The organism is Thalassospira tepidiphila MCCC 1A03514, assembly GCF_001662875.1.
Classification (GTDB): Bacteria; Pseudomonadota; Alphaproteobacteria; order Rhodospirillales; family Thalassospiraceae; genus Thalassospira; species Thalassospira tepidiphila.
Genome location: NZ_JPVZ01000004.1, coordinates 175,301 through 187,922 on the forward strand (window position 1 = coordinate 175,301; position 12,622 = coordinate 187,922).

Here is a 12,622-nt window from a genome sequence, read left to right on the forward strand (position 1 = left end):
CAATCACAGGCGGGAAAGCTGTCATGCAGCTTTCCCGCTTTTTTATTGGGTCAAAACGGCGTAAAAGCAGGCCCATGATGGAAAACACACAGACATTCGATACCCCGGACGGCGTTAATGCCGTAATCGAGCCGATGGATGCCACCGGCTACCTCGCTCCTGTCGGCTTTGAGGATCAACTTGAAGCAGAACTTGGCGACGTCATTGAACGCCATGACCGGTTGATGTTCGCGCCCGGTCCGGAGCGGCGTGTATTCTGGGCGCAGAATGTCTGGCGCAATCCGGTGCGCATTGCCATCCCGTCGATCAAGGGTGCGGCCAAAATCCTGAAGTTCAATCAGCGCAACTGGGCGCTTTTCAAGTTCGACCATTTTTCGCGCGCCAAACTGATCGAAGGCCACCTGCCCCATGTTTCGGCAAAACGTCAGGTATTTGGCGAACCGGCACCGACCGCACCGCTTGGATCATGGACGCTGATTGATCCCGATACGATCATTGCATCGGCCGATTGTTCCAGCCCGTGGAAAAACGGTGAGGTCGAGTTTGAAGAAGACAAGGTCACCCCGCCAAATCGTGCCTACCTTAAACTTTGGGAGGCCTTCACCCGGCTTGGCGCCTATCCGCAGGCCGGTGATCGCACCATGGATCTGGGCGGAAGCCCCGGCGGCTGGACCTGGGTTTTGCATGAATTCGGCACCGACGTGATTTCCATCGACAAGGCCCGCCTTGATGCAAAGATCGCCAATCTGCCCCGCGTTGATTTCCGTCAGGAAAGTGCCTTTGGCCTGAACCCTGAAGAAATCGGCTATATTGATTGGCTGTGCTCGGACGTGATTTGCTATCCGGATCGCCTGTTTACGCTGGTCAATCAGTGGATGGATGCCGGGATGGCAACCAATTTCATCTGCACCATCAAATTGCAGGGTGATACGGACTATTCCGCGATCACCCAGTTTGCCGATATTCCCGGATCGAAGGTCGTGCATCTGTATAACAACAAGCACGAACTGACCTGGATGAAGGTGCCTGGCGTTACCGATCAGGACTGATCAGCAACGGCAGCATTTTCGGCCTTGTCTGAGTGATCATGTTGGGGAATTGCCGGATCAAGCGGATAGTAATCCCCTTTATCTGCGCAATAAATCTGCCCGACAGTGGTCATACCCTTTGTATCATCAAGAGTTCCGGGCATCAGCGCCATATTGTCGTTGCGCACAGGGCGCCAGAACAGGGCGGTGCCGCATTCCTTGCAAAATCCGCGATCGGTTTTATCAGACATGCGATACCACCGCAGCCCGTCATCCTTGGCCAGTTTCAGGTGATGGCGGTCAAAGCGGGCATAAGAGCTGACATGTCCGTGCAGCTTGCGACACAGTTCGCAGTGACACATCACGGCATCGTCAATCGGCCCGTGAACTTCATAACGGACATCGCCGCAATGACATCCACCGCGATAAACCGTCTCCTTGTGCGCAGAATTGCCCACAGCAAACTCCCCTGGTTGGTATTGGGTGGTCCTTCTTAATCTGTCTGCTTCGCGGCCATTTGCAAGCAACGCGCAATAAATCTGACACAGGCGGACAGAAATCATCACACCATTTCAGACAAATATGTTTGAGATTGGCTAAAAGCAGTCCTATTCTGCGCCTCTGTTCGGAGCCCGATGTTGACGCCACCGCGCCAGTTTCCGCCATCTGGCACCGCCCGAAAGCGATGGGAAAAAATGTCCGAAAATTCTTTCCAGTATGATGTGCTTATTATCGGCAGTGGTGCTGCCGGTTTGTCCACGGCACTCAAACTTGCCCCGCATGTAAAAGTCGCCGTTCTTTCCAAGGGAAAGATCGATGATGGATCGACCAACTGGGCGCAAGGCGGTATTGCCGCCGTCCTTGATGCCGCCGACAGCATCGAAAACCACGTGCGTGATACGCTGGTTGCAGGGGCCGACCTTTGCAAACGCGAAACCGTCGAATTCGTCGCTACCAATGCGCCAAAGGCAATTGCCTGGCTTGATGAACTTGGCATTCAACTGACCCGTGATCCCAATGGGCATAACAATCAGCCGTTCCACCTTACCCGCGAAGGCGGTCATAGCCACCGGCGCATTGTGCACGCGGCAGATGCCACCGGGCGTGCGGTTCAGACGACGCTTCAGGGGCAGGCGGTCAATCATCCGAATATTGATGTTTTTGAAAACTATCTGGCGATTGATCTGGTGACCGATCGCAAGTTCGGCGGCGAAGGCCGCCGTTGCATCGGGGCCTATGCGCTTGATCTTGGTACCGGAAAGGTCAAGTCATTCAATGCGCGCACCGTAATTCTTGCCACCGGCGGGGCAAGCAAGGTTTACCGGTTCACCTCCAACCCGGACGGGTCAACGGGCGATGGTATCGCCATGGCCTGGCGTGCGGGTTGCCGGGTAATGAACATGGAATTCAGCCAGTTCCACCCGACATGCCTTTATCATCCGCAAGCCAAATCCTTCCTGATTTCCGAGGCCGTACGTGGTGAAGGTGGCAAGCTTTTGCTGCCTGATGGCACACGCTTCATGGACCGGTTTGATGAACGTGGCGAACTGGCCCCGCGTGATATCGTTGCGCGCGCGATTGACCATGAACTCAAACGTCTGGGTGCGGATTGTGTTTACCTTGATATCACCCACAAGGGGGCAGATTTCATCAAGGAACACTTCCCGACCATCTATGAAAATTGCCTGAGCTACGGCATCGACATGACCCAGCAACCGATCCCGGTTGTTCCGGCGGCCCATTATACCTGCGGCGGGGTTCTGACGGATCTGCGCGGGCGTACTGATCTGACCGGGCTTTATGCCATTGGCGAATGCGCCGGCACCGGTTTGCATGGTGCGAACCGCCTGGCATCGAACTCGCTTCTGGAATGCCTTGTGTTTGGCGAGGCCGCGGCAAAGGACATTATCGAAGCCCTGCCGGTCGAGGACCTTTTCAAACCGATCCCGGACTGGGATGAAACCGGCATCACGGATTCCGACGAAGAAGTCATTGTTGCCCATAACTGGGAACAGCTGCGCAACGTAATGTGGGACTTTGTCGGCATTGTGCGCACTACCAAGCGGATGCAACGCGCTCAGCACCGTGTTGATTTGCTGTTATCGGAAATCGATGAATATTACGGCAATTTCCGTGTGACCAATGACCTTCTCGAACTGCGTAACCTGTCTGTCGTTGCCAAGCTGATCATTCAGTCTGCCCTGTGGCGTCGCGAAAGTCGGGGGCTGCATTACACCACCGATTACCCTGATCTTGATGAAAGTGGCACGCCGCGCCAGACCATTCTGGTGCCGGAAAACTTCGCAGGTCGTTGGGTGATCTCCGGCCAATGGAAAACCTGAATGGTCGATAAAGCCAAACTTGTAGGTATCGCGCGCAAGGCACGCCCGCGTGCCCCGATGGAAAGCCTTGAAAGCGTCGCAGTCACAACCGAACTTGGTATCGATGGGGATTTTCGCGGCAAAGTGCGCCGACGTCAGGTCACCATTCTGGCCGAAGAAGACTGGCAGGCGGCATGCCACGAAATCGGCCGCGATGACATTCACTGGACCGAACGCCGCGCCAACCTTTTTGTCCGCGGGATTGCCTTGCCACGCAGCAAAGGCAGCAAACTTTCAATCGGTGACGTCGTGTTTGAAATTACCGGTGAAACTGACCCGTGCAATCGTATGGATGCGGTTGCCATGGGACTGCAAGAAGCTTTGAGACCAGACTGGCGGGGTGGTGTGACCTGTCGCGTGATCGCAGGTGGCAAAATGACCATTGGTGATCCGGTGACCGAGGAAACCTAGTTTCCACCAACACCAAGCCGTTGGCAAAGCTGTGGTGGCGAAAGGCTGACAAGTTCAGCCATCTCAATATACGGGTCGCCAGACAATCCCAGAAGCTTGGCAAAGGCTGGTTCTGTCTTGGTCCCGTCTTGCTTCAGCGCCCTGACCTGACTGGCAAATTCACCGCCCATCACAAATAATATCCTCGCCTCAACCAGCATATGGACAAAACCGTATTGCGAGCGTGTCGGACAATCGGTGGCAAAGATTTCGACAGGCAGCCCGTCACATTCAAATCGGACAACCAATGCTGCCGCGACATGGCTGGTTGCAGGACGCTTGTGAAGACGATACCCATCAAAATGACCAAACGCCCGGTCTGAAAATTCAGAAAACACCATCAATTCAGGGGCGTTGCACAGGATATCAATGTCAGAATCCGGGGTATCAATCGCAAGCGGCAAGGTCCCGACAACCTCGGGCTGATACGCCGCCAAACAATCAAGTAGCCGGTGATGGTCAAGAATTTCGGCCGCGCGTGCCCCACGAGGAGACACATTCGCAAGCCGGGCCACCCCGGAAAAGCTATTGCCATCCAGTCCTTCTGGCCAATCCATTACCGTTTGGTTCATGTTTGAAATCATTCTGTTTCTTGACCTTGGGTCAATAGAGGGCTAGCTGATGATGGCCTTACCACAATGAAAGCCTCTGGCCCAGATGCTTGATATTCTTGCAATTACATCGCCGATATTCCTGATCATCGCCATTGGCTATATCGCTGTCTATCGCAACATCGTTGCGCAAACGGTCGCGCGTGGCATGGGGGCATTTGTCATTAACTTTGCCTTGCCGTGCCTTTTGCTCCGCACCGTAATCGCCCATGATATCAATAAGGTGTTCGACACCAACTATCTGGCGGCATATGGCAGCGGGTCCTTGATCGTGTTTGCGCTGGGCTATTTCTTTGCCCGATTGATCGCCAAGAAAAGTCAACAGAATGCCGCCCTGCAAGGCATGGGCATGTCGATGTCCAACAGCGGCTTTATCGGCTATCCGATTGTTCTGCAGCTGCTTGGTCCGACGGCGGGTATTGCACTGGCACTTTGCTTTATCATCGAAAATCTGGTGATCACGCCACTAACCCTGATACTAGGCGATAGTGCCGAGGCAGAGGGCACCAGTCGTTGGCAAATTCTGCGCAAGACCTTTACCCGGCTTGCACGCAATCCAATCATTGTCGCCATCGTGATCGGGATGAGCATTTCGATTTCCGGGATCACGTTGCCCGGTCCAATCTTTTCGGTGATTGATATGCTGGCCTCGGCGTCGGGCCCGGTGGCGCTGTTTGTCATCGGTGGAGGACTTGTTGGGCTCAAACTGCGCGGTTTGCGTTTCGACATGGCGCGCATCGTGTTTGGCAAACTTGTGCTGCACCCGTTGATCATTTTCCTTTTGCTGGGACTTGTCCCCGATCTTGATCCGGTGATGAAGATCGCTGCTGTCGGTTATGCCTGTGCCCCGATGTTGAGCGTCTACCCGATCTATTGTCAGCGCTACGGGCACGAAGCAATGGGCGCGGCATCCCTGATGGCAGCCACATCGCTGTCCTTTATCACCATCAGCACGGCACTTTGGTTGCTTGATAGCACCGCGGTATTCGGGCCATTGCCTTAGGCAACCGCCCGAAACCACATTTTCAAATCTGCCCGCAGAAAAATCAGCCCGGAATTTCTCCCGCGTGGGCGAGGATTTCCTCGGCCTGGCGGATTTCCTGTTGTTGGGCCCACATCTCGGCATACAGACCATCACGGTCCAGCAATTCCTGATGGCGGCCACGTTCGGCCACCTGCCCATCGCGCAGCACGATGATTTTATCGGCATCAATCACGGTGGACAGTCGGTGTGCAATAATCAGGGTTGTATGCCCGCGCGAAACTTCACGAAGCGCCTGCTGGATATCCTTTTCGGTGCGGGTATCAAGGGCAGACGTCGCTTCGTCAAAGATCATGATTTTCGGACGTTTGAGCAACATGCGCGCAATCGACACGCGTTGCTTTTCACCGCCCGAAAGTTTCAGGCCACGTTCGCCAACCATGGTTTTGAAGCCGTCGGGAAGGCCTGCGATAAATCCGTCGATGCTGGCAAGCTTGGCAACATTTTCGATCTCGCCCTGTTCCGAACCAGGCCGGCCATAGGAAATGTTATAGGCAATGGTATCGTTAAACAGGACGGTATCTTGCGGCACGATGCCAATTTCGCGACGAAGCGAATTCTGTGTGACGTCACGGATATCCTGACCATCAATCGTGATCTTGCCACCCGACACATCATAAAACCGGAACATCAAGCGCGTCAGGGTCGATTTACCCGCCCCGCTTGGCCCGACCACGGCAACGGTTTTGCCCGCCGGCACTTCAAAACTGACCCCCTTAAGGATCTTGCGATCCGGGTTGTAGGAGAAATGCACATCTTCAAACCGGACGGTTGCCGCATCACAGGCAAGGCTTTTGGCACCCGCCTTGTCTTCGACTTCCTTTTCGACATCAAGAAGCGAGAACATGCGTTCCATATCGGTCAGCGACTGCTTGATCTGGCGATAAACGAAACCAAGGAAGTTGAGCGGCATGTAAAGCTGCAGCAAATAGGTATTCACCAGAACGAAGTCACCGACCGTCATGGTGCCGTCCTTAACCCCTTGCGCGGCCAGCAGCATGTTCAGAACAAGGCCGACGGCAATGATCGCACCCTGCCCGACATTGAGCTTGGAAAGCGAGACTTGCGACTGCACAGCGGCAACTTCATAGCCCCGCAGCGCCTTGTCATAGCGGGTCGATTCATGGGCTTCGTTGTTGAAATATTTTACGGTTTCGTAGTTGATCAGACTGTCGATGGCCTTGGTATTGGCCTCGTCATCGCGCTTGTTCATTTCGCGACGAAACTTCATGCGCCATTCGGTCACCACCAGCGTGAAGACGATATAAATCACGATGGTGGTAAAGGTGATCAGCGCAAACCAGACATCATAAAGCGCCCACAGGATGATCGAGACCATGAAGATCTCAAGCAAGGTCGGCAGGATGTTGAACAGCATGAAGGACAAAAGAAATTCAATGCCCTTCACCCCGCGTTCAATCGCACGCGAAAGCCCGCCCATCTGACGGTCCAGATGGAACCGAAGGGATAATCCATGCAAATGTTCAAAAACGCTCAGCGCAGATCTGCGGATGGCGCGCTGGGCCACCTTGGCAAAGACCGCATCACGCATCTCGCCAAAGGCCGAAACCAGAATCCGCACAAGGCCATAACCGACAATCAGCGCCACCGGCACGACAATCAGGGCTGTGGTATCTGTTGATCCCGACTGGGCGGCGTTTGCCGCCGCATCACCAGCCTTGTCACCACCGCCAAGGGCATCGACCGCGTATTTGTACAGCACCGGGATATAAACGTTTGCCACCTTGGCCCCGACCAGAAACAGCAGAGCCAGAACAACACGCACCTTGAGCTCAAACTCGCCGCGCGGCCACAAATAGGGCAGGAACGTCTTCACAACGCCGAACTCTGCACGCGCAGTCGGTTGATCGGAACCCATATTTTTCAAAACCTTATCCCCAATCAGCAACCGGGCAGCATTGCGGTATGTGCACGGCATGTCATCTCTTTGTGTCATCAACAGATGGACCGCTACGCACTATTTGGCAAGCATTCAGCGTGCTTTATCCACTCAAGGACATTGCAGATAGCCGGTTTGATGTCTATTTTGCCAATTTGTTGATAAAATCTCAGAACAATTGGCCAAGTGCGTTTTGCACTGGCCAGAATGACAGGAACGGAACCAGGACCATGACGGCGCTTGCCAGTATCGAAAGCCAGGATATCGCAGCACTGATGCGCGATATGGGAATCAAGGCCCGCAAGGCGGCACTCGAACTCGCACAGGTCCCGGCCGAGCCAAAGGAAGCCGCCCTTAAGGCCGCAGCCGCCAAACTGCGCGAAAACGCAGATACCATCCTTGCCGCCAACGCAAAGGACATGGAAGCCGGTCGCGCCAAGGGCCTTACGGCGGCGTTGCTGGACCGTTTGGCACTGGATTCTGATCGCATCGAAGGCATTGCCAAGGGGATTGAGGCCGTTGCCGAGCTGCCCGATCCCGTCGGTCGTGAGCTGGCGCGCTGGAGCCCGGAACATAACGGCCTTGATATCGCACGCGTATCTGTCCCGCTTGGCGTGATTGGCATCATCTATGAAAGCCGCCCGAACGTGACGGCCGATGCCGGTGCGATGTGCATCAAGTCGGGAAATGCCGCCATCCTGCGCGGTGGGTCTGAAAGCTTCCACTCATCGCGTGCGATCTTTGACTGCATGGTGGCTGGCATCCGTGAAGCGGGCCTTCCTGAAAACGCCCTTCAGATGATCCCGGTGACGGATCGTGCCGCCGTTGGCGAGATGCTGAAACTGTCGGATTACATTGATGTCATCGTCCCGCGCGGGGGCAAGTCGCTGATTGCACGTATCACGGATGAAAGCCGCATTCCGCTGTTCAAGCATCTTGAAGGGCTTTGCCACACCTATGTCCATGCCAGTGCCGATCCGCAAAAGGCGGTCGACATTGTCGTCAATGCCAAGATGCGCCGTGTCGGGATTTGCGGTGCGACGGAAACCATCCTGATCGATAGTTCGGTCGCAGGCCGTCTGTTGCCCCGCATTTCCGAGGCACTGGTTGCCAAGGGCTGCGAACTTCGCGGTGATGAAACCGCACAGGCGATTGATGGCCGCATCAAACCGGCCACCGCCGACGATTGGGTCACCGAATATCTTGATGCGATTGTGTCGATCAAGGTTGTGTCGGGCGCGCAAGAGGCGGTTGATCACATCAACACGTTCGGATCGCACCATACCGATGCGATTGTTGCCGAAAACGCCACCGCAGCGGCCACCTTCCTCAACGGGGTGGATTCCGGGATCGTCATCGTCAACGCATCGACCCAGTTTGCAGATGGTGGCGAATTTGGCATGGGGGCCGAGATCGGCATTTCGACCGGCAAGCTGCATGCACGTGGCCCGGTCGGAGTCGAACAGCTGACCAGCTATAAATACATTGTTCGTGGTAACGGTCAGACCCGTCCATGACGTCATCTGCCCCCAGATCACATGCGGCCCCACCACGGGTCGGCCTGTTGGGCGGGTCGTTCAATCCCGCCCATGAAGGTCACCTTCACATATCGCTCGAAGCGTTGAAACGCCTACAGCTTGATGCGGTCTGGTGGCTGATTTCGCCACAAAACCCGCTTAAGTCATCAACCGGCATGGCCGACCTTGCCGACCGCTTTGATTCGGCACTGATGATGGCAAAGCATCCCCGCATTGTTGTTTCTGCAATTGAAACCGAGCTTGGAACCCGCTATACGGCCGACACTCTTGCAGCCTTGCAACGCCGTTTTACCCGAACAAAGTTCGTTTGGCTGATGGGAGCAGACAACCTGGCCCAGTTCCATAAATGGAAATGGTGGGAAAGGTTGATTTTACGTGCTCCCATTGCGGTTCTCGACCGTGAAGGGTATTCTAACAACGCATTGTCCGGGACCGCCGCGCGCCGTATGGAACGCTGGCGCATTCCCATGGACAGGGCGGGTTTGCTGGCCGATCTGGATGTTCCGGCCTGGGTATACCTGCCAATCAAGCGCCATCCGGCCTCTTCGACCGCAATTCGCGCCGAAGGCAGATGGCAGGTGTAAGCATCGCAGCGATGTATTTGGCCGGTGAAGTCCGGCCTTCGCGCGAAACATTAAGGTGGCGACCATAGGTACCGCAAAACAGACTCTGACCTCCGGCGAAATGCTTTCGCTGATCCAGAGAACGCTCGAAGATGACAAGGCCGAAGACCTTGTTACCATTGATCTGACCGATAAAACCTCCCTTGCCGATCACATGATCATCGCAACCGGCTCGTCATCGCGCCGGGTCGCATCCATGGCTGAACACCTTGTCGAAGCCATCAAGGATGCCGGTCAGGGCCGTGCATTGGCCGAAGGCAAGGAACAGGGTGACTGGGTTCTGGTCGATACGGGCGATGTCATCGTTCATCTTTTCCGTCCGGAAGTTCGTGCCTTTTACAACATCGAAGAGATGTGGGGCGTTGAAAACCCGGCTCTGAAACAGCAGGCAGCGCGGCTGTACTAACAGCCCGCGCTGTTTGGCGCCTGCCCAAGCAAGGCGGGTAACGGCGCCAAACAGGTATCTTGCGTAACGGTCTGGATCGACGACATGCAAATCACCCTTGCTGCGGTGGGACGGATGAAAGCCGGCCCCGAGAAAGATCTTTTTGACCATTACGCCGCCCGACTGCGCTGGCCCTTTGTGTTGCGCGAAGTCGAAGAAAAAAAGAAACTCCCCCCCAATCAGCTTAAAGACCGTGAAGCAGAGCTTCTGCTTGGCGTCATTCCTGAAAATGCCTTCCTGATCGCGCTGGATGAGCGCGGCAAGGAGTATGGATCGATCGAGTTTTCGCAAAAGCTTGAAGGTTGGATGGATCAATATGCTGGCAATATCGCCTTTGCCATTGGCGGGGCGGACGGGCATGGCGCGGCCCTGAAATCACGGGCCAATACGCTTTGGTCGCTGGGCAAGGCCACATGGCCGCATATGCTGGTGCGTGCCCTGATTGCCGAACAGCTGTTTCGCGCCCACGCCATTCAGACCAATCATCCTTATCACCGCGAATAATGCCGCATCGCGGCATAAAGATAGGGACAGGCCCTACCTGCAGTGCAAGGCACCCTATACCGTAGCTCAACTTAAGCCCGAGAAAATAAAGATATTTTCTCGTTTTAACCCATGCTGCCTTGCAACATACAAACAGCGCCGCTAACATTCCCCACAAGAAAAAAATATTCCCAAAATCAAAGAATAACTCTTGGGCAATGGTAAGGCGTTGAATATGGAACAAACCGTTTTGGCTACGCGGGACGGCGAAACTGCGCGCAAGGTCGCCCAAACCAGTGCTGGTATCGAAGACCTGATGCGCGGGATCTCCAGCGCACTGGATTACATCCAGCATCTTCTGGAATTTGCCAATACGGCGGGCGAAACCCAGGACAGCCTGATGCGCGAAATTGACATGCGATCAAACAATCTGCGTGCAGGGCTTGATGATACCGGGCGCGAGATCGAAAACAGCACATCTGTTGCCCATGATGTTCAGGAAGCCACCCGCGCCACGGTCGCCGCAAAGACCGATGCCATCCGAACCGACCTTGAACGCATCAGCGCCGAACTGGAAACCAAAGCCGAAGGTGCGAACAAGGTCCTGAGCGCGATTGAGGATATCGGCAAGGGCATCAAGCTTTTGGCCCTTAACGCCGCGATCGAGGCTGCGCGCGCCGGTGATCATGGCCGTGGATTTGCCGTTGTTGCCAAGGAAGTCGGCAATCTGGCGCAAAGCACCATGCAGCGCACCCACGAGGCGGTTGACCTGATCGATCTTTCGGATGTCACCAAGGCGCTCCGCGAAAGCATGGCCAGTATCGGTAATGACCTTGATAGCCTTGGCAATGAAATCGAAGGGTCGCTTACCACCCTTCAGGAACGCTTTGCCAACATGTCGGAACGGCTATCTGACATCTCCGAGCACAATCAGGTGGTGTTTGAATTGCTGGCGGGCAGCAAGGATGCATCGGCCCGCACACGCGGCAAGGTCACCTGGGCACACAATGATACCAAGGCACTAAGCACAAGCCTTTCGGATGCGACATTGGCGCATGACAACCTTGCACAGTTTTTGAAGTCCCATCACCTGCATGATGGTCCAACCTATGACAGACTGGCCGATATCAAGGCGCGCGGCAAAATCCGCATTGCCATTGAACCGGCCTTTGTCGGGCTGTCATTCCGCCTGAAGCCAAATGATCCGCTGCGCGGCCTTGATGCCGATTACGCAAGGGCACTTGCCAAGTGGCTGGGCGTTGAATGTGAATTTGTTGAACATCCCTGGGATCTTCTGACAGAGCTTCTTTTTGTTGGCGCAAAGCCCGGTGCACCGACCGCCGATGTGGTCTGGAGCGCCCTGCCCCCCAGCGACTTTTACAAGGGTGTCGCTTATTCTGATACCTACACGTATCTCAACTTCGCGCTTTGTCGGCGGGCCGGGAATACGGCGATCAATCGCCTTTCTGATCTTGATGGCAAGGTGTTGGGTATCATCAACGATCCGGTGGCGTTTCAGGTTCTTGAAGAACAGGGGCTGCGCTGGGCGGATAATGAAAGCAAGCCGGGCGGTATCGCCAAACTTTCCAACCTGATTGCCTATAGCGACCAGACACGCCTGCACGATGCCTTGGCCGACGGGGCCGTTGATGCCTTTGCGGTCGATCAGCCGATCTTCCACTGGGCCGCAAATAACCCGGAAAGCCCATGGCATGGCCGTATTGAAGTCCTGCCGGGTAATATCCTGCCGCTGCCTTATTACTATACTGCCGCGGTCGCCGCCGAACCGGCATCCTGGAAATTGCTGTGTGCGATCAACGAATTCATTGCCGAATTCCGTGGCACGTCTGCGCGCGCCGACATCGAAAAACTGTGGCAGGGCCAGGCGCTTGAGCATCACCTGACCTACAAGGACGAGGCCGGAAACCTGATCGGCGCTGATGAACTGGCAACCCTGTATCACGCTCATTGCCGCAAGTTCGGCATTGCCGAGCACTAGGCATTGCAACGCAGCACAAAATTCTGGTGTGCCGGTGCCAGGCGCCCTGCGAGATTCGAAAAGCATTGCAACTTCAAGGCATCACAGCACCTGTTATCAACTTTCATAATATGCTGCCTTGC

Annotated in this window: 12 protein-coding genes; 9 read left to right on the forward strand and 3 right to left on the reverse strand. The window is 55.2% G+C overall.

Features of this window, described 5'->3' with window-relative positions; genetic code table 11:
* Positions 1-74 precede the first annotated feature (74 nt).
* On the forward strand, positions 75-1,049 hold the full coding sequence (locus TH4_RS11070) for an SAM-dependent methyltransferase (RefSeq protein WP_425337455.1): 975 nt from the start codon (positions 75-77) through the stop codon (positions 1,047-1,049).
* On the opposite strand, the gene TH4_RS11075 is transcribed toward TH4_RS11070, so the two are convergent.
* Positions 1,040-1,486 carry a GFA family protein gene (locus tag TH4_RS11075; RefSeq protein WP_064781153.1) on the reverse strand — a complete coding sequence of 149 codons (447 nt, stop codon included), beginning with the start codon at positions 1,484-1,486 and terminating at the stop codon, positions 1,040-1,042. The genes TH4_RS11070 and TH4_RS11075 overlap by 10 nt on opposite strands.
* A 237-nt stretch (positions 1,487-1,723) precedes the next feature.
* On the opposite strand from TH4_RS11075, the gene nadB reads away from it, so the two are divergent.
* Together nadB and TH4_RS11085 are read left to right on the forward strand one after the other, a co-directional pair.
* Complete coding sequence (nadB, locus tag TH4_RS11080; protein WP_064781292.1) at positions 1,724-3,370, forward strand: L-aspartate oxidase; 1,647 nt, start codon at positions 1,724-1,726, stop codon at positions 3,368-3,370.
* A complete protein-coding gene (locus tag TH4_RS11085; RefSeq protein WP_064781154.1) occupies positions 3,371-3,820 on the forward strand; it encodes an MOSC domain-containing protein in 450 nt (149 codons plus the stop codon).
* Here the strand turns inward: TH4_RS11085 and TH4_RS11090 are convergent.
* Positions 3,817-4,431, reverse strand: a complete 615-nt coding sequence (locus TH4_RS11090) for a DUF4269 domain-containing protein (protein ID WP_167351214.1) — start codon at positions 4,429-4,431, stop codon at positions 3,817-3,819. The two genes, TH4_RS11085 and TH4_RS11090, sit on opposite strands and share 4 nt — an antisense overlap.
* A gap of 85 nt (positions 4,432-4,516) precedes the next feature.
* Between TH4_RS11090 and TH4_RS11095 the strand changes: the two genes are divergently transcribed.
* Positions 4,517-5,473 carry an AEC family transporter gene (locus TH4_RS11095; RefSeq protein WP_064781155.1) on the forward strand — a complete coding sequence of 319 codons (957 nt, stop codon included), beginning with the start codon at positions 4,517-4,519 and terminating at the stop codon, positions 5,471-5,473.
* Between the two features lie 43 nt (positions 5,474-5,516).
* On the opposite strand, the gene TH4_RS11100 is transcribed toward TH4_RS11095, so the two are convergent.
* Positions 5,517-7,391 carry an ABCB family ABC transporter ATP-binding protein/permease gene (locus TH4_RS11100; protein ID WP_064781294.1) on the reverse strand — a complete coding sequence of 625 codons (1,875 nt, stop codon included), beginning with the start codon at positions 7,389-7,391 and terminating at the stop codon, positions 5,517-5,519.
* Between the two features lie 251 nt (positions 7,392-7,642).
* On the opposite strand from TH4_RS11100, the gene TH4_RS11105 reads away from it, so the two are divergent.
* The 5 genes from TH4_RS11105 (at position 7,643) to TH4_RS11125 (ending at position 12,500) form a co-directional block, all read left to right on the forward strand.
* Positions 7,643-8,929 carry a glutamate-5-semialdehyde dehydrogenase gene (locus tag TH4_RS11105; RefSeq protein ID WP_064781156.1) on the forward strand — a complete coding sequence of 429 codons (1,287 nt, stop codon included), beginning with the start codon at positions 7,643-7,645 and terminating at the stop codon, positions 8,927-8,929.
* Positions 8,926-9,534, forward strand: coding sequence for a nicotinate-nucleotide adenylyltransferase (locus tag TH4_RS11110; protein ID WP_064781157.1), 609 nt, complete (start codon positions 8,926-8,928; stop codon positions 9,532-9,534). Before TH4_RS11105 ends, TH4_RS11110 begins: the two co-directional genes overlap by 4 nt.
* Before the next feature lie 55 nt (positions 9,535-9,589).
* Positions 9,590-9,979, forward strand: coding sequence for a ribosome silencing factor (gene rsfS / locus TH4_RS11115; RefSeq protein ID WP_051007601.1), 390 nt, complete (start codon positions 9,590-9,592; stop codon positions 9,977-9,979).
* Positions 9,980-10,063: 84 nt separating this feature from the next.
* Complete coding sequence (gene rlmH, locus TH4_RS11120; RefSeq protein WP_044827170.1) at positions 10,064-10,522, forward strand: 23S rRNA (pseudouridine(1915)-N(3))-methyltransferase RlmH; 459 nt, start codon at positions 10,064-10,066, stop codon at positions 10,520-10,522.
* A 214-nt stretch (positions 10,523-10,736) separates the two neighbouring features.
* The gene (locus TH4_RS11125; RefSeq protein WP_064781158.1) at positions 10,737-12,500 is read left to right on the forward strand and encodes a methyl-accepting chemotaxis protein; all 1,764 of its coding nucleotides are present in this window, start codon (positions 10,737-10,739) and stop codon (positions 12,498-12,500) included.
* Positions 12,501-12,622 lie beyond the last annotated feature (122 nt).